This window comes from Mucilaginibacter sp. UYCu711, assembly GCF_050433825.1.
Lineage (GTDB): Bacteria > Bacteroidota > Bacteroidia > Sphingobacteriales > Sphingobacteriaceae > Mucilaginibacter.
Map to the genome: position 1 here is coordinate 302,283 of NZ_JBNPWM010000009.1, position 21,461 is coordinate 323,743.

Below are 21,461 nucleotides of genomic sequence, written 5' to 3' on the forward strand. Positions count from 1 at the left end.
TTCCCAAGGCTAATATTAAGTAATTATTAATAAGTACAAAAGTTTGGACGGGCAGTTATCTTATTTAAACAAGCCTTATATTTGCCTTAAATTTAACCGGCATGCAGCATATAAAGCAATACGTAGAGCAACATAAACAACGTTTACTGGACGAACTTTTTGAATTATTAAGATTTCCATCTGTAAGTGCAGACCCCAAATATAAACCCGAAGTATTAAAAACAGCAGATTACGTAGCGCAAAAGCTTAAGGATGCTGGCGCAGATAATGTTGAGGTTTGCCAAACCGCCGGCTACCCTATTGTTTTTGGCGAGAAGATAATTGACCCTGCAAAGCCAACCGTGTTGGTTTATGGCCACTATGATGTACAGCCAGCCGATCCGTTGGAACTATGGAAAACCCCGCCGTTTGAGCCAACCGTACGCGATGGTAAGATCTACGCCCGCGGCGCCTGCGATGATAAGGGCCAGTTTTATATGCACGTAAAAGCCTTCGAGCTGATGATGCAGACCAATACCCTGCCCTGTAACATTAAGATAATGATTGAGGGTGAGGAAGAAGTAGGATCAAGCAACCTGGGGATATTTGTAAAAGCGAATAAAGAACGGCTTAAAGCCGATGTTGTTTTGATCTCTGATACATCGATGATCAGTATGGAAAACCCATCTTTGGAGACCGGCTTACGTGGTTTATCCTATTTAGAGGTTGAAGTTACCGGCCCTAACCGCGACCTGCACTCGGGTGTATATGGCGGCGCTGTGGCTAACCCGGCAACTATACTGGCAAAAATGATTGCCAGCCTGCACGATGAGAACAACCATATAACTATACCCGGTTTTTATGATGATGTTATCCCGCTTACTGACGCGGAACGTAAAGAGCTAAACGCTGCCCCGTACAACGAGGAAGACTACAAAAAAGATTTGGACATTGCCGAAGTTTGGGGCGAGAAAGGTTATACTACTTTTGAGCGTACCGGCACCCGCCCTACTTTAGAAGTAAACGGCATTTGGGGCGGCTATATTGGCGAAGGCGCAAAAACCGTATTGCCATCAAAAGCAAACGCCAAGATCTCTATGCGGCTGGTACCCAACCAAAGGTCTGAAAAGATAACTAAACTATTTACCGACCATTTTTTAAAGATCGCCCCGGCATCAGTAAAAGTAAAGGTTACCCCGCACCATGGCGGCGAACCGGCTGTAACGCCTACTGATAGCGTTGCCTATCGCGCGGCGCAAAAAGCCATTACCGAATCGTTTGGCAAAGCACCTATACCAACCCGTGGTGGTGGTAGTATACCTATTGTTGCTTTATTTGAAGCTGAATTAGGGATTAAAACCGTGCTAATGGGCTTTGGACTGGATAGCGATGCCCTGCACTCGCCTAATGAAAAGTATGATATTTACAATTATTACAAAGGGATTGAGACCATCCCTTTGTTCCATAAATATTTTGCTGAATTAAGCGCTGAGTAATTAAAGGTATTCAATTTTAAAGCGATAATCGCCCGATCCCACATTGTCAAGCAATACCCATTGCCCGGCGGTGTGTGATCTTACTTTTTTATCTCCCTGCCAAACCTGGTACTTTTTGCTTTTCATAGGGAGATGGACCTGTGCCGATGTATTAGCAGGTATCGAAATATTTAGCTGGAACGATTTCTCATTCTGGACGAAATTTGCTTTAATTGCCCCTTTTATAGTAGGCACATCAATACTGGCTTGGCTTAAATTGCCTATCTGTGGTTTAACGCTAAAGCTTGTCCAACCCGGTGCCAAAGGCTCTATCCCCATTAGCTTACGCGATATAATATTACCTGCCGCGGCGCCCCAGGCGTGGGTCCAGTCCTGGTTAGGCTTGTATTTGTTATCCCAAGCCTCAAGGGTGATAGTGCTGCCTGCTTTTATCATATTATACCAGCTACGGTCGTTTTTTGAAGTAAGCAGGCTCAGCCCATAATCACCGCCACCGGCATTATAGATAGCATCCAGCAAAAACTGCGCGCCATACACACTGCAAGCCATCTCGCGCGATTTGACAAACTGCAGTACCTTCGGTTGATACCTGGCATCAACCAACTCAAAAGCCAGCGCAAACATATTGGCATGCAGCGACGCATGTTTGGTAGTATCGCCATCAACATAAACCTGTTGTTTAGGATCAAAAAACATTTGGTGAAATGCTTTCTTTACAGCAACGGCCTTTTTACCGTAATACGCGGCATCTGCAACATTCCCCAAGTCTTCTGCTAACTTTTGCATCACCGTAAGCGACTTGTAATAATATGCGTTTACTACAGGGTTGTACTTGCAAAACACAAAGCCATCGGTTTCCTGGATATGCGGCCAGTCTACAATGTCTTCAAGTCGCCTGCCTGAGTTAAAATAGATCGAAGCCATCACCTCCTTAGTTACCTTCCCATTTAGCGTACTAATGAGATGGGTTGAGTCTTCCAGAGCTGTAAGGCTCTTGGCTTTCAGATTATCATAGTTGTGTTTTACTGATCGGATATCGCCGGTATAGAGATAATCGTTCCAGGCTATTAATACCGATTGCAGGATCCATTCGGTTGGCCAGGTTGGATGATAAATTAAATATTCGCTGGTTTTACGGGCAATGGTGTATTCCTTATCTACCGCGTAATGGCTCAGCTGGTTAATGTAAGCATCCGCCTCGTAAGCAATCCGTTCGCGGTCGCCATCAACATAGGTCCCCAGATATGATGTGGCTTTCATGGAGTACTTACAAAGCTCCCATATCGCATTTAAAGTAGAATCTGAACTATGGAAATTTGCCGCGCCTTCATCAAACTGATAATGCACAAAAAGACGGGTTAGATCTTCCGCTTTTAGCCGATGGCTGTAACCTTCAATCTCGCAATATCTAAATGGCGTAACCTCGCCAATGTATACAGGTATTTTTACCGCGGCGGGCCTTGTGTTAACAGCATCGGGCTTAATCTGGATCTTATAAGTATGCAGGCCCCTGCGCAAATCAATTTTATACTGCGCGTAGCGGATATTGCCGCCCGGCTTACGGCTTAAATTGCCATTAGCGTCAAGCACCTCGCCTATTCTGATGGTTACAGATTCATTATCCGTATCAGAAAACAAGTTAACCTTTAACTGCGCAAAAGCATCCTTACCAAAATCGGCAAAGTAAACATTGTTACTGCGGGTAAATACTACCGGTTTTTGATCGGTGATTTGAGATGGGTATGATGGCAGCTTATGATCTGTTAAAACACTGTCGGTATAAAAAGCTATTGGCTTTGCATATTTGCCTGGTTCGGTTTGGTTAGTGGCCCAAACCCGCACCGTCCAATAATAAGTAGTATTGGGTTTTAAACCGGCACCTTTAAATAGTACCGCAGCAGATTGTATGCTTGATACTTTCCCCGAATCCCACACATTACCTGTATTGTTGCTTAATGCCTTTTCATTATCGGCCACTAAAATTTGATAAGCATCCTGCACTATCCCGGCAGCATTACTATTTATCTCCCAGCTAAAAGCCGGATTTTTATTACCTATTAAAACAGATTGCACAGCTGGATTTAATAAATTGGCAGCCGAGGGTTGGATGGTATAGCCGTTCACTGATTGGTAGTTACTGGCCGCAACCAAATCGACCATTAGACCCGATGGTTGCAGCAACGTCTGCGCAAAACACCCAAAACTGACTAATAAAACTACAAACAGGCAGGTAGATTTTTTGAGCATATTATATGGTAAGGCGTTCGCAAGTATTTAGGAAATCAGCATCCGCATCGGCACCTATGCCCGGCCTGTCATCAATATTAAGCTTGTAGCCATCGTAGGTTACACCGCCAACGCATGGGTCAACCAAATGGCCCAGCATACAGGTATCCATATCGTAAAACCTGATATTGGGGCTACTATACACAAAATGAAGTTTAGCGCTTAGGGCAATACGGCTCTCTAACATCCCGCCCATCATACAGGGGATACCGTGCCCGGCACATACATCATGGATCTGTTTGGCTTCAAAGATCCCTCCGGCTTTAGCCATTTTTATATTCACATAATGGCATGATCCACTTTCAATTTGCTTGCGTGCGTCGTGGTGATTATACACACTTTCGTCAGCCATAATTTTTACCGGCGATAGTTGCATTAATTGCGGCAATTGATCATCATACCAGGTACGCATGGGTTGCTCGCAAAACTCGATATCATATTTACCCAAGGACTGTAGTGCAAAAACAGCACCGTCAAAACTCCAGCCCTGGTTGGCGTCGACACGGATTTTGAGGTCATAACCTATAGCTTCACGGATCTGTTTAATCCGCTCCACATCCTCAACAGCGTTTTTACCCAATTTTACCTTCAGTATATTAGCACCCGATTGCTTAAAAGCTATAGCCTTTTGCGCCATCGCTTCGGGCTTGCTTATACCTATGGTGATATCGCTTTCAACCATGCGTTTTTGTCCGCCTAAAAACTGATAGAGCGGCAGGCCCGCGTTTTTAGCGGCGATATCATACAACGCCATATCAAAGGCGCTCTTTATCGTTCCGTTACCTGCAATGGCATCATGTAATTGTTGCAGGCGTGCAGGGATATCCAGCGCGTCTTTACCTTTCCATAGTTTGGCAAAGTCCTGCGCTACTGCCAGGCAGGTGTCCTGGGTTTCACCAACTATCATCGGGAAGGCAGAGCATTCGCCTACGCCATAAAAACCTGCATCGGTATGTACCCTTATAAATACATTTTGTGCATGATCCATTGTCCCCGTTGCAATGGTGAACGGTTCCATTGGGATGCTAAAACGATAGATATCTATATGGGTGATGATAACGGGTGATGTCATCAACGAAAATAGTTAAATAATCATAACAACCACTAATCTCTAATCACCAATTAACTAATCTCTAAACTAAATTTGCACCTTCAAACAATTGCGTTATATTTGCTGTACTACAAGTCGTTATACGACAATTCAATTTTAGCCGCCTGTGCCCTGCTTATTTGGGAAAAGTCGCCTGGCTAACTTAAAACTTTCTTAAAAACATTCAATTATATGGCATTAGAAAACACGCCTGCAAATTTTGATTATAATTCAACCCGTAGCAAATTGCTGCTGTCTGAATATGGCCGCAACGTACAAAACATGGTTAAGTACATAGTTGCCCTACCTACTAAAGAAGAGCGCAACAAATACGCGCAAGTGGTAATAGACCTTATGGGGTTTTTAAACCCGCACCTGCGCGATGTTGCCGATTTTAAACACAAACTTTGGGATCACCTGCACATTATATCAGAGTTTAAGATAGATGTGGATTCGCCTTACCCAAAACCGACCGAGGATGCGATCCACATCAAACCTGAACCATTACGGTACCCTAACCAACGCATCCGCTACAAGCACTATGGTAAAACTATCGAAATGATGATAGAGAAAGCCAAAAGTATTGAGGAGCCCGAGCGCCGCAAGCACATGGTAGCCGCTATAGCTAATTTCATGAAAATGGCTTACGTACAGTGGAACAAAGATTCGGTTAGTGACGAAACTATCCTTTCTGACCTGGTTGCGCTGTCAAAAGGCGAACTGAAGATCGAGGAGCCTATCGCCCTTAACAAAGTTGAATACCGTGCGCCAACACATACGCAAAACAATAACAACAACCGTGGCGGCCGTACCAACAACCAAAACAATCGCGGCGGCGGTGGCGGCAGCAGTGCCGGCGGACGCAGTAATAACAATAACCCGCGCAACAACAATAACCAAAACAACCGTAACCGTAATAATGGTGGCGGTAGCAAAAAGTATTAATAGTTAATAGATCATGGTTCATAGTTGATGGTTAATCGCCATAATTATGAGCCATTGTTTTATTGTTATCATCTTTATCAAAAAAATAATTTAATCTTTGCGTAGTTCTGGACGAACCATGAACTATGAACCATAAACTATCTATTAAATGGTAAACGCATTCGAAATACAGGGAGGAAAGCGCCTTAAAGGTGAAATTACCCCTCAAGGTGCAAAAAACGAAGCATTACAGATCTTATCGGCTGTATTGCTTACCGAAGAAAAGATCACTATCAGTAATATCCCTGATATTAAAGATGTAAACAAGCTTATTGAGCTTTTGGGCGATATGGGCGTTATAGTTGAAAAACTTGCCGACGATACCTACAGCTTTGAAGCTAAAGAAATAGACCAGGACTTTTTCCAGTCGGAATCCTTTAAAGCAAAAGGCGGCGGCCTGCGTGGGTCGATCATGATAGTGGGCCCTTTGCTGGCGCGTTTCGGCAAAGCATCAATACCAAAACCCGGCGGCGATAAAATTGGCCGCAGGCGTTTAGACACCCACTTTTTAGGATTTGAAAAGCTTGGCGCACAATTTAACTACAACCCCGAAGACGGCTTTTTTAATGTAGACGCTTCAAACCTGCAGGGTACCTACATTTTATTAGACGAAGCATCAGTAACAGGTACGGCTAATATTGTAATGGCGGCTGTTTTAGCTAAAGGCATTACAACTATTTATAACGCTGCTTGCGAACCGTATTTACAACAGCTATGTAAAATGCTTAACCGCATGGGCGCTAAAATCAGCGGTATAGGCTCAAACCTGTTAACTATTGAAGGCGTTACCAAATTAGGCGGAACAGAACACCGTATGCTGCCTGATATGATAGAGATAGGCTCTTTCATCGGCCTTGCTGCCATGACCGGGTCTGAGATCACTATCAAAAATGTTCACTACCAGGAATTGGGTATGATACCCGACGTATTCCGCCGTTTAGGCATTAAATTAGAACTTAGGGGCGACGATATTTACATACCTGCACAAGATCATTACGAAATAGAAACCTTTATTGACGGCTCTATAATGACCATTGCCGATGCGCCATGGCCGGGCTTTACTCCCGACTTATTGAGCATTGTACTGGTAGTTTGTATACAGGCCAAAGGATCAGTATTGATCCACCAAAAAATGTTCGAGAGCCGTTTGTTCTTCGTGGATAAATTGCTGGATATGGGCGCGCAGATCATCCTTTGCGACCCGCACCGGGCTACGGTTATCGGTTTAGATCACCAGGTAAAATTAAGAGGCATATCCATGACGTCGCCGGATATCCGTGCGGGTGTATCGCTATTAATAGCGGCCCTGTCTGCACAAGGTAAATCAACTATTTATAATATCGAACAAATTGAACGCGGCTACCAGCATATCGACAAAAGGCTTATAGCTTTAGGGGCAGATATCAAGCGGATATAATTTAAGCTATAAGGCTAACGATAAAAGGTTAAAGGTAATAGCATCATGCAAAACCTTTAACCTTTTTGTTTTATAAGCAAAAAAGGGAAACCTTTTTACCTTTCGCCTTTTACCTTTCAACCTTTATTATATATCTTTATAAAAACCATTATGAACCTGCATGTCCTATAAAAACCGGAAATCGAGTTATAATAACTTTATACTGATTTTTGTACTAATAAAAGTGGGCCTTAATGTTCTGGCCATATCTCATTTCGGTTTTCATCGCGATGAGCTTTTGCATTTGGTACTTGGCGACCATTTAGACTGGGGTTATAAAGAAGTACCGCCATTTATAGCTGTTTTAGCTAAATTAACCAAAGTATTCTTCGGCAATTCGGTTTTTGCGGCACGCATATTCCCTACTATTTGCAGCGGATTAATTATATGGCTCACCGGCAAAATAACTGTCGAACTGGGTGGTAAAAAGTTTGCCATCGCGTTAGCTTGTTTAACCCTAATTTTCTCGCCCGCATTTATTGCAAGCGGATACCTTTTTCAGCCGGTTGTGTTCGATCAGCTTTGGTGGGTGTTAACAGTTTGGTTACTGCTGCGCTATATTAATACACACGCTGTAAAATATCTGTATTTTATTGGGCTGGCCATTGGTTTTGGTGTGCTTACAAAATATACCATGCTGTTTTTTGCCGGGGCATTAATTGCAGGATTGATCATCAGCAAGCAACGCAGGCTATTACTAAACAAGCATATTTTGGGCGCGGCAGCTGTTGCATTTGTAGTTATACTACCCAATTTGATATGGCAGTTTACACACCATTGGCCGGTGTTTACACACATGGCTGCTTTGCAAAAACAACAATTGGATTATGTAAAACCTACCGACTTTATAGCGCAGCAAATTATGGTTAATGGTGTTGCCTTATTTGTATGGGTAACCGGATTTTTCTTTTTGATATTTTCTTTTAAACTGCGCAAGTACCAGTCGCTGATGTTTGCTTATGTGTTGATATTCATTTTTTTACTGGAGATGAATGGTAAAAGCTATTACCTGTTTGGTGCCTACCCTATGCTTTTTGCTGCAGGTGGTTATGGTTTTGAGCGCTGGATAAAATCAAGCCAAGTCCTGCGCGGCATCGTGCTAGCCGTATTCACGCTGCCAAACCTGATCATGCTACCCGGAATGTTGCCGGTATTCCCCTTAAAAACTACGCTGTCATTCTTTGATTATATAAATAAACATACCCATTTTATAAATTTCATAACCGTCTGGGAGGACCATAAGCACCATGCTACTACGCAGGATTATGCCGACATGTTTGGCTGGGAGGAGCTAACCCAAAAAGTAGCAAAAGCATATTACAGCCTAACGCCAGCGCAACGTAAAGTGACCCAGATTTACGCGGATAACTATGGCGAGGCAGGCGCCCTTCATCATTATGCAGCCCGATATCATTTACCCGAGGTTATATCACTAAATAGCAGTTTTACTTTATGGGCACCAGATAGCCTGAATGCAAAGTATATTATTTATGTAGATGACGAGAACGGGACCAAAATGAAACGCTTTGCCCCTATTACCGAGAGCTGTGTAAAATTGGGCGAAGTAACTGATACACTTGCTGTAGAAAGACATACCGCAATATTACTTTTAGTAAACCCTTCGCCAAAACTTAACGAGGTTTACAAACAAGAGTTAGCCAAGAAACGTTCAAGGTAATTGTAAGCGCGCGCAGGAGGAGGCTCCGCTGGAGCCTTTAATTTTATATTATTTCCTTTTCTATAAACAGGTAACTCCTCCGGAGTTGTTAATAATGGATCGCGACTCCGGAGGAGTCACCTGTTTATAGAAAATATATAACGTGTCGTTGGCTCCGGAGGTGCCTCCTATCCTACATTATTAATTAACAAAATTACTACTTTCATACCATGCGCGGACTAAAAACTATCATCTTCCTTATTATATCAAATACATTTATTACGTTTGCCTGGTATGGGCACCTCAAATTTAAAGATTACGACTGGGGCAAAAACCTGGGACTGATATCGGTTATATTAATAAGCTGGGGGTTGGCGTTTTTCGAGTACGTTTTCCAGGTGCCGGCAAACCGCGCCGGATTTAAAGGCAACGGGGGGCCCTTACAGCCTGGTACAGCTAAAAACCATACAGGAAGCTATAACGCTTACCATCTTCATGCTCTTTTCTATCATCTTCTTTAAAACCGAAAAATTTGCATAGAACCATGCCGTAGGTTTTGGGTTGATAGTGCTGGCGGTGTTTGTGATATTTAAGAAATGGTGAGGCTGTTTATTGATAATGAGTTAATTTGATTACTCTCCCATCTTTAGACGACATGATTATTAAAAATGTGCCGCCGCCAACAAGATCTCCCGGTGTGCTTTTAGGCATATACCCGGTTATTATCCAATTACCTTTCACTAACTTAGTATTGTAAGGCCTTTCGCTCATTATTAGCTTCTTACCGTATGCCTTAAATAAAATTGGTTCGGCCACAGCAATAGCCGTTGCTTTATCAGGAAGTATGGTTATACCAAGCTGCAAACTTGTCTCGCTGGTTAAAGTATCGTTAATAACCTTCGATCCTGCTTTGCTTTGCCCTAATGCGAGGAATGGCATGAACAACAGTATTAAAAATGTATATTTCATACCTACGCCGATATCGCATTAATAATATCGTACTGCGTAATAATAGCTATATGTCCTTCATGCTCAACCAGTACGGCAATGTTATCGTTGTTTATCATGGCAGAGATCCTGTCTATCGAAGTATTGATATCCACAAACGGGAACGGTGCTGTACTGATGGTTTTAACCGGCTGAGATTTTAGCGACGGGTTCTCCAGCAGCGCGTTCAATATGTCACTTTCTGTTATCTTGCCGACAACCATACCCGCCTGTGTAACCGGGATCTGTGATATGTTTAACGATTTAATAGTGTTGATAGCTTCCAGTACCGTTTTTTCACTGTCGATAGTTACGATCTCCTGGCTTTCTTTTTTGCCGATGATGTCTTTGGCGGTAAGTTTGCCATCCTTCAGGAAACCACGATCGCGCAGCCAATCATCATTATACATTTTACCCAGGTAACGTGTGCCATGATCCGGGAAGATCACTACTACAACATCCCCTTCTTTAAACTTATCCTTCATCTGCAATAAACCTGCAATGGCCGACCCGGTTGAGTTACCTACAAAAATGCCTTCCTTGCGGGCTATCTCGCGGGTCATAAGCGCGGCATCCATATCGGTTACCTTTTCAAAATGATCTATCAGGTTAAAGTCTACATTGGCCGGTAAAAAGTCCTCGCCAATACCTTCGGTTATGTATGGATAGATCTCGTCCTTATCCATTATACCGGTCTCTTTGTATTTTTTAAATACGGAGCCGTAAGTATCAATTCCCAGGATCTGGATAGCCGGGTTCTTTTCCTTTAAATATTTGGCGATTCCGGATATGGTACCACCCGTACCTACGCCTGCAATAAGGTGTGTTACCTTACCCTCAGTTTGCTCCCAGATCTCGGGGCCGGTAGATTCATAATGCGCCTGCGAGTTTGACAGGTTATCATACTGGTTAGGTTTCCATGAATTGGGCACTTCGCGCTCTAACCGCGACGATACGGAATAGTATGAACGTGGATCTTCCGGATCTACGTTTGTAGGGCAAACAATTACCTCGGCGCCAAAGGCACGCAGCGCATCAAATTTTTCTTTTGATTGTTTATCGGTGCTGGTAAAGATACATTTATAGCCTTTTATAACCGCGGCAATAGCAAGGCCCATGCCTGTATTGCCGGATGTACCTTCAATAATAGTTCCGCCCGGTTTAAGCTTGCCGCTTTTTTCGGCATCCTCAATCATTTTAAGGGCCATACGGTCCTTTATAGAGTTGCCGGGGTTGGTCGTTTCTATTTTAGCTAAAACTATTGCAGGGATATCCTTAACAACCTTATTTAATTTAACCATGGGCGTATTGCCTATGGTTTCGAGTATATTGTTATGCCACATGGTGGTAGTTGATTAGTGATTTGTTGATCAGAGATTAGTTGCGCTGTAAATTTAACCATTTACTTAAGCAACCATTCAACCAATCAACTTAAAATCTTAAGTGTTTAACGGTAAGGCCACCGTTTATCAGCTGTTTTAAAGACTCAATACCTACCTTTAAATGGGTCTCAACAAACTGCGAGCTTACTTTTGAATCACTCTCGGTTGTTTTAACACCCTCCGGTATCATCGGCTGATCTGATACTAAAAGCAACGCTCCGGTTGGTATTTTGTTGGCAAATCCGCAGGTAAAAATAGTTGCGGTTTCCATATCCACGGCCATGGCGCGCAGCTCTTTCAAATAGTTTTTAAACTTCTTATCGTGCTCCCAAACACGGCGGTTGGTGGTGTAGCAGGTACCTGTCCAGTAATCCAACGAAAAATCGCGGATAGTGGTTGATATCGCTTTCTGTAAAGCAAATGATGGCAGTGCAGGTACCTCAGGCGGTAAGTAATCATTTGATGTGCCCTCGCCCCTTATAGCTGCGATAGGTAATATCAGGTCGCCTACGTTATTTTTGCGCTTTAAGCCGCCGCACTTACCTAAAAATATAACCGCTTTTGGGTGTATTGCGGTAAGCAGGTCCATCACCGTTGCAGCTACCGAGCTACCCATACCAAAATTAATAATAGTGATACCATTTGCGGTTACGCTTTGCATAGGTTTGTCAACCCCCATTATTGGCGCGTTATCGTTCCACTCAGAAAACAGCTGGATATATTTAGAGAAATTAGTCAGGATAATATAATCGCCGAACTCTTCTAACGGCCTGCCGGTATAACGCGGCAGCCAGTTGGCTACAATGGCCTCTTTTGTTTTTAAACCCGGTTTAATGGGGCTTGTTACTTCTTTTACTTTTGGATGGTTTTCTGCATCCTTTTTTACATTTAATTCTTCGTTCATATCGTTTTCTTTTTTTACGTCTGTCTGCATCATCAAATGCAAACCTTTTTATACAGCAAACCCCGGCGTTATACCAGGGCTGCAGTTTAATTATAACAAAAATAGCCTTAGGCTATGTATTTGTTGTTAAGCCACCTTTAATTTTTTAAGGTCAGATTTTTCAAATTTATCGTGCGCATAATCTAAAGTGATGTTTAGTTTCTTCACATCTTTTTTAGATGGGAACTCAAACATCGCATCTATCATTATCGCTTCGCAAATAGAGCGTAAACCGCGTGCGCCCAATTTAAATTCCATTGCCTTATCAACAATAAACTCTAAAACGTCGTCTTCAAAGTCAAGCTTTACACCTTCATATTCAAACAACTTTTTGTATTGTTTTAATAACGAGTTTTTAGGCTCGGTTAATATATTGTGTAACGCTTCCCTATCCAACGGATTCAGGTAAGTTAACACCGGTAAACGGCCAATCAACTCAGGTATCAACCCAAATGATTTCAGATCCTGTGGGGTAATGTATTTGTAAAGGTTTTTCATATCAACCTCGCCATCATTACCTTTTAGTTTATAACCAACTGTTTGCGTACGCAAACGGTTAGCAATTTTCTTTTCGATACCATCAAAAGCACCACCGCAGATAAACAAGATATTGCTGGTGTTAACCGTGATCATTTTCTGATCAGGGTGTTTACGGCCACCTTGTGGTGGTACGTTAACCATTGTACCTTCTAATATTTTTAATAAAGCTTGTTGTACGCCTTCGCCGCTAACGTCGCGGGTTATAGAGGCGTTATCGCTTTTACGTGCTATTTTATCAACCTCATCAATGTATACTATACCTTTTTCGGCAGTAGCAACATCGTAATCTGCTGATTGCAGCAAGCGGGTTAAGATACTTTCCACGTCCTCGCCTACGTAGCCAGCCTCTGTTAATACGGTGGCATCGCAAATACAAAACGGAACATTTAATACTTTAGCAAGGGTTTTGGCCAGTAAGGTTTTACCGGTACCGGTTTCGCCCACCATAATGATGTTTGATTTTTCAATCTCAACCTCATCTTTATCAATACGCTGATTTAAGCGTTTGTAGTGATTATAAGTAGCAACGGCAAGTATTTTTTTTGCGTCATCCTGTCCAATAACGTATTGGTCAAGGTGAGCTTTTATTTCTGCGGGTTTTAATATTGCCGGCGAGCTTGGCGAAGTTTTAACCTTACGCACTTTTAACTCTTCGGCCAATATTTCGTTAGCCTGGTTAACGCACTTATCACAAATGTGTGCATCAAGCCCCGCTATAAGCATCAGCGAATCCTGCTTGCCTGCGCCGCAAAATGAACACCTTATCTCTTTACTATTTTTATTCATTGTGAATGTTTGTTAACAAATTTAATCAATTGGTTGGTATAAACCAATTTTGGTTAGCAGTTGATGAGGTTGATTAAGTGAGTAATTATCCAATTGTAAAAACAACAACTCACCCAATCAACTTATCAACCAATAACTTACTAATCAAATTATTTCGATTTTGTTTTATTCCCTTTCAATATTTCGTCTATCATACCAAATTCTTTCGCTTCTTCAGCTATCATCCAGTAATCACGGTCAGATGCATCGTGAACTTTTTCATATGATGCGCCGCTGTGATCGGCAATGATCTGGTATAATTCTTTTTTCAATTTCGTGATCTCGTGGTAAGAGATCTCGATGTCTGACTGCTGGCCCTGGGCACCGCCTGATGGCTGGTGGATCATTACACGTGAGTGTGGCAACGCTGCACGTTTACCTTCGGCACCTGCGCATAACAATACCGCGCCCATTGATGCTGCCATACCCGTACAAATAGTAGCTACATCATTTGATATTAACTGCATAGTATCATAAATACCTAAACCGGCATATACAGAACCACCCGGCGAGTTAATGTATAATTGGATGTCGCGTTTTGCATCGGCAGATTGCAGGAATAATAACTGCGCCTGGATAACATTAGCGTTTTGATCATATATAGGATCGCCCAGGAAAATGATACGGTCCATCATTAAACGTGAGAACACGTCTAACTGCGAGATGTTTAACTGGCGTTCTTCTATAATATAGGGTGTATAACCCATTGGCGCCATTCCACCCGGCAGGTTGGCCCTGTCAACCCCGGCCATAAATTTATCTACGTGCATGCCGCCAATTCTATGATGTTTGACAGCGTATTTTCTAAATTCGTTTCTATCTGGTATACTGTTCATGTGTATATGTTTTTAATCTTTGTGATACGGGCCATTGCCCGCGATAAATATAGTTTTTAGTTGAATATTATTTCAATCATAAAGTTTTATTAAAGTAAAATATATTCAGCCCTCTCTAAATCTCCCCGGCAGGGGAGACTTTAATAAAGCCCTACCTACCTGGGAGGGTTGGGAGGGGCTAAAAAAAAAGCACCCATTTTTAAGTGGATGCTTTTTAAAATATATTTAAGGATTTCCTTATTTAACCAACTCTTTAAAATCGTTATAGAAAATATCCTTTTTGTCTAAAGTAATAACACTCTTAATATAATCTAATGTTTTAAGTGCCTTTACTTCGTCAAATACTTTATTAGCATTCTCTTTGTTTTGAAGGTATTGTACAGCGTATTGTGATAACTGCTCCTCACCTATCGGCTGCGGGCTGTACATCCTGAACTGCTGATCTAAACTTTGTTTTGCTGCAGCGAAAACTTCCTCGTATTTAATTTCAATGCTGTTATCTTTTATGATCTTGTTCTCAATTAAAGTCCATTTAAGGTTTTGAGCAAAATCTTTGTAACCACCTTGCAATTCATCTTCGGTTAGTTTTTCGTTGGTAGCACGTAACCAGCGTTTCAGGAACTCGTCGGGCAATTCAAACTTAACTTTATCTATACTGTAGTTATAAATATCGTTCTGTAATTTACGCTCGGCGTCCTGCTGCATCATGCTTTCTAACTCTTCGGTTATTTTAGCTTTAAAACCCGCTTCGTCGGTTACAACACCTTCACCAAATAATTTATCAAAGAACTCCTGGTTCAGGTCGCTTTCTTCTAAACGATTTACATTTTTTACAGTTAATTTAAAGTTTGATTTTAAATCAGCCGCTTCACCTTCTTCAATGCCTAATATGGCAGCAATTTTAGGTGCATCGTTATTGTAAGCTTTCTGGATATCCAGTGTTACCTCATCATCCTTTTTTAAACCGATAAGCGTTTTTTTAATTTTCGCATCTGCTACCTGCTCTAAACGTACTGATGTAGTATTGCTTATTCCATCATCAAAAACAGAACCATCCGGCGAAAGCTGCGTTAATTGCGCATATAATACATCATCCTCTGCCGATACGTCAGGATTTGTCATTTTGCCATAGCTTCTGCGGATGTTTTTAACACGCTCGGCCAAAGTTGTCTCATCAATTTTGATCACATATTGCGTCAATTTATCTTTTGATGAAAAGTCAAGTGCAAACTCGGGTGCTAAACCTAATTCGTAGTTAAACTCAAAATTATCTGCGTAATCCCAGTTATATTCTTTCTTATCATCCAGTTTTGGTAACGGCTGACCCAACACTTCTAATTTTTGCTCGGCGATGTAATTGTTCAGGGTATCTGACAAAAGGTTATTCACCTCATCAACCAAAATACTTTTACCATACATCTTTTTTATATGCGATGGCGGAACCATTCCTTTACGGAAGCCCGGCATATTTGCTTTTTTTGCGTGGTCTTTAATTGCTTTATCAACACGTGCCTGGTAATCGGCAGGGTCGATATTAATTTTTACAACTGCATTCAGGTTATCAATTTTTTCCTGGGTAATATTCATCTTTTAACTTCTGTTTTAATATTAAGTACCGCCATCTATAGCCTAACAGTATTAAGGGCCATAAATTTAGAGGCGCAAAAATACGAATTTATTTTTAATTAGCCCATGCAGTATAGCACGCTACTGACTTATTCGTACTATTTATTAAATAATTAACCTTTAAGTAAAACAAGTTCTTAACTTCGTTGTAATTATACCGATTAACCTTATACAGATAATGAACCCCGTAACATTACCCCAGTTACCGTATCGTATAACATAATCAACCTCCTAATTCTCAGAACTATAGTTAAAGGCAATAATCAATACAGCGCCCTGTATGATCCTATTCCTATCAGTTAAATAACGCATTAATCTTAATCTACCATATAAATTAAATGCAATTACAATTAAACATCTATTATTTATGAAAACCCAAACATTATTACCTATGAAAAAATTATTTAAACCAATAGCAATGTTTTTTTGCGTGGCAGCCCTGGTTTCCTGCGCGAAAAATGAAGTGCCTGTGGCGGTTGATGTCACCCCTATAAACCCGATATCTGATTACACAATAACGCCCGACCCAACCGATGCCTTTACCTTTAAATTTACCAGCCTGGCTAAAGATTATACCATTCAGGAATGGCGGTTTGGCGATGATACTTTAAAAACAGAGGAAGATCCTATCCATACTTATTTGGAGCCAGGTACGTACCTTGTGGATTTGAAAACAGTTTCTAAAACGGGCGATATATCGCATAAAAACATCAATATAACTATTGTGCCGGATAGTGTGGTACAGTTATCTACAGAAAAAACCGGCGAACCATATCAGCTAAAATTTAGCGCTAAAGTTAAGGCTAAAGTTAAATCTGTTTTGTGGACATTTAATGCGGTCGACCCGGTTACCAGCACTACTATTACTACCACAAGTACCGAATTAACGCCACTACAGTCGTTTGCATTGGGCAGCTTTAACAATTTTACTGTTAAGGTTACCACCGATAAAGGAAGTGTTGTAACCGTAGGTAAAAGCGTTACAACCGAAGGTATAGCAACTGATATTACACTATCAAACATACGGTTCACATCTACCAACGAAAACCTGGACCAGGGACCTAACGAAGGCTCGCTTAAGTTAATTGATGGTAACCCAGCCACTAAATTTGGTTATTATAAAGAGTTTGAAGTACCCGAGACTGCTACACTGCAATTTGCCGCACCTGTAGCTGTAAAACTGTACGCGATACAAAATGGCAATGACTCTGAAAGTGAACGCGACCCTAAAGAATGGTACGTAGAAGGATCAAATGACAACGAAATCTGGACTGTTCTTGATCATCAAACGCTTACTATTGGTTTTGCCGATTATCTGAAATCAATAGGGCAAACCGAAACCCGTTACAACAGGTTATTTTATTACCCGCTAGCTAATCCGCAACCATTCACCTATTACAGGTGGCGTATTATTTCCACTTTTGCCGGCGCTTTCCAAATAGAGGAATTTAAGTTGTTTAAATAATAATATTATCACACTAACAACAAGGCCTGCGCGATACATTTCCTGCAGGCTTTGTTGTTTATATGAAGCAATATATATTTTGCGATATACTTTATTGAAATTATACTTTAAAGAAAAATGATTGCAAAAAAGATGTTCAAACACGTTCTTGTAATTTTTTTGTTATATAGCTAATAGTTGCCCATAATCAAGAAAATTGACTGTATTATTGCCACGCTAATGCGTAGTGTTCAGCAGCGCTCAAACTGTTTGAAACCCAATGGCTGCACGTATTGTGATCTGCCACACCAACCAATCAATATTAACCTATAATTAAAAGGATACCCATATCCTATATGGCTATCTGTTTAGGGATATTTTTCCCTTTTAGGCACGCCATTACGTTGTTAGCCAGAACCTTTACTTGTCGCATAAACATCCGCTAACATTTTTTATGAAAACAAAACATCACAAACAAACCCTACCATCTATGAAACACTTTTTAAAACCGGCTGCATTATTTTTTTGTATGGCAGCTCTAGTTTCCTGCTCAAAAGACGCACTACCCATAGCCGAAGAAGACCCGATAATTATAAATCCCATCTCTGACTATACCATTACTCCTGATTTGGCTGATGGATTTACATTTCGCTTTAAAAGTCTAGCTAAAGATTATGTAAAACTGGAATGGAGATTTGGCGATGATACATTAACTACCACACAGGACCCGACACATATTTACCGTACTCCGGGAGAATTCCAGGTAGATATGATGACCTATTCAAAAACAGGAAATATCTCGCATAAATATGTTCCTATAAAGATTGCGGCCGATAGCATACTACAGGTAATTACTAAAAAAACCGAGGTACCTAACCAATTAGCATTTAGTGTTAACATTAAAAGCAAGCTTAAATCTATCGAGTGGACCTTTAATGCCGTGGACCCGGCTACAAGCGCGGTTACTACTATAAGAAGTACAGCGTTTAACCCGTTACAATCCTTTGCTTTTGGCAGCTTTAACAACTTTTCGGTAACAGCTACTACCGATAAAGGCAGTACGGTTTCGCTAAGCAAAAATATTACCACCGAAGGAATAGCTACTGACATTACACAATCATACGTTTCTTACAACTCAACCAACGAAAATCTTGTTCAGGGTCCTAATGAAGGCTCACTTAAACTGATCGACGGTAACACCACAACCAAATTTGGCTACTACAAAGCTTTTGAGGTTCCTGAAACAGCTACGCTTGGGTTCCCGGCGCCGGTAGCAGTTAAAATGTATGCGATAGAAAATGGAAACGACAATGATAGCAAACGCGACCCTAAAGAATGGTACATTGAAGGGTCTAATGACAATTCAACCTGGGATGTACTTGATCATCAGTTGCTAACCATTGGGTTTGCTGATTACCTGACATCTATTGGTCAAGCATCGACCAGGTATTCCAGGTTCTTTTATTACCCTATTGCCGCACCTAAACCCTATAAATTCTACAGGTGGCGCATTATAAGTACATTCACACCCTCATTCCAGATCATGGAATTTAGGTTGTATAAATAATAATAAACCAATTAAAAAAGCCCGCCCGGGTTAAAACCGGGCGGGCTTTTTTTAATTAGCTGCAAATTTTACTACAGCGTTGTTAACAGGTTTTAAAGTTTTAAGATATCTATATATTGCTCCCAATTCATTTTCGCTCATGCCTCCGTATCCATACCATGGCATAATAGTTTGAAAATCACCAGGCTTAACCGATACGGCAGTTTTACTATCTTTAAACGATTTAAACTTAGCAATAAACATTTCTTTAGTCCAATTACCTATGCCGGTAGCTTGGTCAGGAGTAATGTTTGCCGATTTTACCGTACCGCCATTTATTTTAAATGCACGGCCACCGGCAAACTCAAGTCCTGGTAACAAAGTACCTTTATCATCCTGGGAATGGCATTCCATACAAGCACTTGCCTGCACCATGTAGGCACCAAATTTCAGGGTGTCTTTGGGGTCTGGTCGTATTCCCAATTGGGCTTGCTTGGGCATGGTATGCACAATGATATTCAGCGGGAAATCAAGCTTTGACTTTGGATAATCAGCTTTCACCGGTTTAAGCGAACGGATATAAGCGATAACATCGTATATATCCTGGCGATCAAGCTTTGAATAATATGGCCACGGCATTAGCGGGAATATTGCATCTCCGCTCTTTCTTTGTCCTGTGGTTATAGCTCTAAACAGTTCGCCATCGGTCCAGCCTGCTAATTTATAAGGAGTAATATTTGGTACATAAACCTCGCCGGGGAAACCCGCTCCTGCCGCATCAAACAATTCGCCGCCGCCGCCAAGGGCAGTGGTATCAATGGGGCCACCAAATTTCGTCCAGTCACGTTTGGAGTGGCAATCAACACATTGTAAAACGTTTCTTACCAGGTACTTGCCGCGCTCTAAACGCTGCGGGGTTATTTCAACTTTAATGTCTTCCGGAGGGCCTACGTTGGGTAAGGCCTGGGTTACGTAGGTTACTACGCCAATTAATAATACAACTATAAGTATTGCTATATAAGCAATACTTTTACCTGCTTTTTTCATGATTGTGATAAGGATTAATGCGCCGCGCAAGCCTGAAAAGGCATGGCGGCAAACGTGATTATTTAATTAACTTTTGTGATTGATGAAATACCTGCTTTTTTATTATTGATAGTGGTTGGATTACCCTTATATTTTATCTCTGACGCGCCGCTGCTGTTTACCGATAGCTCATGCAAAACATTTATTTCGCAATCACTGGCACCTGATGTTTCAATATCGTAGTTACCTACTATAAAATCAAATGCGTGTATTTTGCCGCCGCCGCTAAGGTCAATATGGTGTGAACTGGCTTGCCCTCTTAGCGTAACTTCGGTTACTCCGCTGCCGTCGGTATTAACATCTGCCGCGTCAAGGTCCATATTAATTTTAGTGGCGCCTGACAGATCGAACTTGAAACTTTTAGTAACTATTTTACCAGCCGAATTAATATCTATCGCGCCCGACGCTTTTATTTGTTCTAAATTACGCACGCCAATAACAATAAACATATCTCTGTTAGTGCATATATTTTTGCTACCGGTTGATATTTTGAGCTCATCGCCGCTAACTTCGGTTTTAACCAGTTCAAGCAGGTTATCGTCGCCTGTTAAGCTTATACCCAACGTGCTATCTTGTTTTAAAATTATCTTATATGATCCCGAAATATCAAGCTTGGTAAAACCACCCACTTTGCGGGTTACCGAAGCCTCTTTCCCCGAACCCTTCACACAATGTAGTCTGCATGATGATAATAATAGTAAGGAGATACCCGCAAATACAGCTAGCGCGGTTAAATGAGCTTTTTTCATGATAGTTTTATTAGTGTACATTAATGATTAACCTATTTTTTCTGTTAGACGACAAATATTGCCATGAAGTTACAAAAAAAGTGGGAACCTATTGGCTCCCACTTTTTAAACATATATAGTGAACTTTTTCAAGTGGTTGCTTGGTTACAAGCTTGCCATTTTCTCTTCGGCAAGGCGGGCAGCTTCTTTAGTTGTGTTTTTCTCGGTAACGTTGGCAGCTACCAGGTCTGTTTTGTTAATGGTTGATGACTGGCTGTATTTTACACTATAATCATTAACGGTACCTGACAGGTTAGCGGTCGAACGGTTGTTTACAGTAAAGTTAGCGGCAAAAACATTCAGGTTTAACTGTGCAGAAGCATTGTTGTTTAATACAACGTTTAACTCAATTGCTGATAGTTTGCCGTATGATTTTACTACTGCATTATCATAAGCAGTGATGGCACGTAAGTCAGTTACCGTAACTAATACTACCAGTTTGTCTTTAGCGTATGATGAGATACGTAATACACCGTCTTTACCTTGTACCAAAGCGTTTTGCTCATAGTA

The 21,461-nt window shown here is 41.3% G+C and carries 18 protein-coding genes and 1 pseudogene; 8 read left to right on the forward strand and 11 right to left on the reverse strand.

Features of this window, described 5'->3' with window-relative positions; translation table 11 throughout:
* Positions 1 to 101 precede the first annotated feature (101 nt).
* Positions 102 to 1,475, forward strand: a complete 1,374-nt coding sequence (locus tag ABIB50_RS19710; RefSeq protein WP_429382567.1) for a dipeptidase — start codon at positions 102 to 104, stop codon at positions 1,473 to 1,475.
* On the opposite strand, the gene ABIB50_RS19715 is transcribed toward ABIB50_RS19710, so the two are convergent.
* Positions 1,476 to 3,722 (reverse strand): alpha-L-rhamnosidase C-terminal domain-containing protein, encoded by a 2,247-nt coding sequence (locus ABIB50_RS19715; RefSeq protein WP_429382568.1) that lies wholly within the window; start codon positions 3,720 to 3,722, stop codon positions 1,476 to 1,478.
* 1 nt (position 3,723) lies between these two features.
* Entirely contained in the window at positions 3,724 to 4,833 is a 1,110-nt protein-coding gene (locus ABIB50_RS19720) for a mandelate racemase/muconate lactonizing enzyme family protein (RefSeq protein WP_429382570.1), read from the reverse strand.
* Positions 4,834 to 5,043: 210 nt separating this feature from the next.
* Here ABIB50_RS19720 and ABIB50_RS19725 point away from each other — a divergent pair, with 210 nt between their 5' ends.
* The 5 genes and pseudogenes from ABIB50_RS19725 (at position 5,044) to ABIB50_RS19745 (ending at position 9,488) form a co-directional block, all read left to right on the forward strand.
* Positions 5,044 to 5,796, forward strand: coding sequence for a DUF4290 domain-containing protein (locus tag ABIB50_RS19725; RefSeq protein WP_429382572.1), 753 nt, complete (start codon positions 5,044 to 5,046; stop codon positions 5,794 to 5,796).
* A gap of 148 nt (positions 5,797 to 5,944) precedes the next feature.
* Positions 5,945 to 7,252 (forward strand): UDP-N-acetylglucosamine 1-carboxyvinyltransferase, encoded by a 1,308-nt coding sequence (gene murA / locus ABIB50_RS19730; RefSeq protein ID WP_429382574.1) that lies wholly within the window; start codon positions 5,945 to 5,947, stop codon positions 7,250 to 7,252.
* 160 nt (positions 7,253 to 7,412) lie between these two features.
* Complete coding sequence (locus tag ABIB50_RS19735) at positions 7,413 to 8,969, forward strand: ArnT family glycosyltransferase (protein ID WP_429382576.1); 1,557 nt, start codon at positions 7,413 to 7,415, stop codon at positions 8,967 to 8,969.
* A 209-nt stretch (positions 8,970 to 9,178) separates the two neighbouring features.
* Positions 9,179 to 9,313, forward strand: a pseudogene (locus tag ABIB50_RS19740) (DMT family protein); the annotation flags it as partial.
* Between the two features lie 112 nt (positions 9,314 to 9,425).
* On the forward strand, positions 9,426 to 9,488 hold the full coding sequence (locus tag ABIB50_RS19745; protein WP_429382596.1) for a hypothetical protein: 63 nt from the start codon (positions 9,426 to 9,428) through the stop codon (positions 9,486 to 9,488).
* Positions 9,489 to 9,557: 69 nt separating this feature from the next.
* Here the strand turns inward: ABIB50_RS19745 and ABIB50_RS19750 are convergent, their stop codons facing one another.
* The 6 genes from ABIB50_RS19750 to tig form a co-directional block, all read right to left on the reverse strand.
* Positions 9,558 to 9,887, reverse strand: coding sequence for an NTF2 fold immunity protein (locus ABIB50_RS19750; RefSeq protein WP_429382578.1), 330 nt, complete (start codon positions 9,885 to 9,887; stop codon positions 9,558 to 9,560).
* A gap of 32 nt (positions 9,888 to 9,919) precedes the next feature.
* Positions 9,920 to 11,278, reverse strand: coding sequence for a pyridoxal-phosphate dependent enzyme (locus ABIB50_RS19755; protein WP_429382580.1), 1,359 nt, complete (start codon positions 11,276 to 11,278; stop codon positions 9,920 to 9,922).
* An 88-nt stretch (positions 11,279 to 11,366) separates the two neighbouring features.
* Positions 11,367 to 12,221 (reverse strand): AMP nucleosidase, encoded by an 855-nt coding sequence (locus tag ABIB50_RS19760; RefSeq protein WP_429382597.1) that lies wholly within the window; start codon positions 12,219 to 12,221, stop codon positions 11,367 to 11,369.
* Positions 12,222 to 12,347: 126 nt separating this feature from the next.
* Positions 12,348 to 13,586, reverse strand: a complete 1,239-nt coding sequence (gene clpX / locus ABIB50_RS19765; RefSeq protein ID WP_429382581.1) for an ATP-dependent Clp protease ATP-binding subunit ClpX — start codon at positions 13,584 to 13,586, stop codon at positions 12,348 to 12,350.
* Positions 13,587 to 13,735: 149 nt separating this feature from the next.
* Positions 13,736 to 14,461, reverse strand: coding sequence for an ATP-dependent Clp protease proteolytic subunit (locus ABIB50_RS19770; RefSeq protein WP_429382583.1), 726 nt, complete (start codon positions 14,459 to 14,461; stop codon positions 13,736 to 13,738).
* A 237-nt stretch (positions 14,462 to 14,698) separates the two neighbouring features.
* Positions 14,699 to 16,048: a trigger factor gene (gene tig, locus ABIB50_RS19775; protein ID WP_429382585.1), complete on the reverse strand. Its 1,350-nt coding sequence runs from the start codon at positions 16,046 to 16,048 to the stop codon at positions 14,699 to 14,701.
* A gap of 406 nt (positions 16,049 to 16,454) precedes the next feature.
* Here tig and ABIB50_RS19780 point away from each other — a divergent pair, with 406 nt between their 5' ends.
* Together ABIB50_RS19780 and ABIB50_RS19785 are read left to right on the forward strand one after the other, a co-directional pair.
* Entirely contained in the window at positions 16,455 to 17,552 is a 1,098-nt protein-coding gene (locus ABIB50_RS19780) for a PKD domain-containing protein (protein ID WP_429382586.1), read from the forward strand.
* Positions 17,553 to 18,060: 508 nt separating this feature from the next.
* The gene (locus tag ABIB50_RS19785; RefSeq protein ID WP_429382588.1) at positions 18,061 to 19,098 is read left to right on the forward strand and encodes a PKD domain-containing protein; all 1,038 of its coding nucleotides are present in this window, start codon (positions 18,061 to 18,063) and stop codon (positions 19,096 to 19,098) included.
* A 51-nt stretch (positions 19,099 to 19,149) separates the two neighbouring features.
* On the opposite strand, the gene ABIB50_RS19790 is transcribed toward ABIB50_RS19785, so the two are convergent.
* From ABIB50_RS19790 to ABIB50_RS19800, 3 genes are all read right to left on the reverse strand, one after another.
* Positions 19,150 to 20,124 (reverse strand): c-type cytochrome, encoded by a 975-nt coding sequence (locus tag ABIB50_RS19790; protein WP_429382590.1) that lies wholly within the window; start codon positions 20,122 to 20,124, stop codon positions 19,150 to 19,152.
* A 62-nt stretch (positions 20,125 to 20,186) separates the two neighbouring features.
* Positions 20,187 to 20,912, reverse strand: coding sequence for a head GIN domain-containing protein (locus ABIB50_RS19795; RefSeq protein WP_429382591.1), 726 nt, complete (start codon positions 20,910 to 20,912; stop codon positions 20,187 to 20,189).
* A 144-nt stretch (positions 20,913 to 21,056) separates the two neighbouring features.
* Positions 21,057 to 21,461 (reverse strand): GIN domain-containing protein (locus ABIB50_RS19800; RefSeq protein ID WP_429382592.1); only part of this gene is annotated, 405 nt, incomplete at its 5' end.

Coding starts and splice junctions, on each gene's coding strand:
- clpX (WP_429382581.1), bottom strand. CDS start 13,586: ATGAATAAAAATAGTAAAGAGATAAGGTGTTCATTTTGCGGCGCAGGC.
- ABIB50_RS19725 (WP_429382572.1), top strand. CDS start 5,044: ATGGCATTAGAAAACACGCCTGCAAATTTTGATTATAATTCAACCCGT.
- ABIB50_RS19755 (WP_429382580.1), bottom strand. CDS start 11,278: ATGTGGCATAACAATATACTCGAAACCATAGGCAATACGCCCATGGTT.
- ABIB50_RS19720 (WP_429382570.1), bottom strand. CDS start 4,833: ATGACATCACCCGTTATCATCACCCATATAGATATCTATCGTTTTAGC.
- ABIB50_RS19770 (WP_429382583.1), bottom strand. CDS start 14,461: ATGAACAGTATACCAGATAGAAACGAATTTAGAAAATACGCTGTCAAA.
- ABIB50_RS19760 (WP_429382597.1), bottom strand. CDS start 12,221: ATGAACGAAGAATTAAATGTAAAAAAGGATGCAGAAAACCATCCAAAA.
- ABIB50_RS19795 (WP_429382591.1), bottom strand. CDS start 20,912: ATGAAAAAAGCTCATTTAACCGCGCTAGCTGTATTTGCGGGTATCTCC.
- ABIB50_RS19735 (WP_429382576.1), top strand. CDS start 7,413: ATGTCCTATAAAAACCGGAAATCGAGTTATAATAACTTTATACTGATT.
- ABIB50_RS19715 (WP_429382568.1), bottom strand. CDS start 3,722: ATGCTCAAAAAATCTACCTGCCTGTTTGTAGTTTTATTAGTCAGTTTT.
- ABIB50_RS19780 (WP_429382586.1), top strand. CDS start 16,455: ATGAAAACCCAAACATTATTACCTATGAAAAAATTATTTAAACCAATA.
- ABIB50_RS19750 (WP_429382578.1), bottom strand. CDS start 9,887: ATGCCATTCCTCGCATTAGGGCAAAGCAAAGCAGGATCGAAGGTTATT.
- ABIB50_RS19790 (WP_429382590.1), bottom strand. CDS start 20,124: ATGAAAAAAGCAGGTAAAAGTATTGCTTATATAGCAATACTTATAGTT.
- tig (WP_429382585.1), bottom strand. CDS start 16,048: ATGAATATTACCCAGGAAAAAATTGATAACCTGAATGCAGTTGTAAAA.
- ABIB50_RS19710 (WP_429382567.1), top strand. CDS start 102: ATGCAGCATATAAAGCAATACGTAGAGCAACATAAACAACGTTTACTG.
- murA (WP_429382574.1), top strand. CDS start 5,945: ATGGTAAACGCATTCGAAATACAGGGAGGAAAGCGCCTTAAAGGTGAA.
- ABIB50_RS19785 (WP_429382588.1), top strand. CDS start 18,061: ATGGCAGCTCTAGTTTCCTGCTCAAAAGACGCACTACCCATAGCCGAA.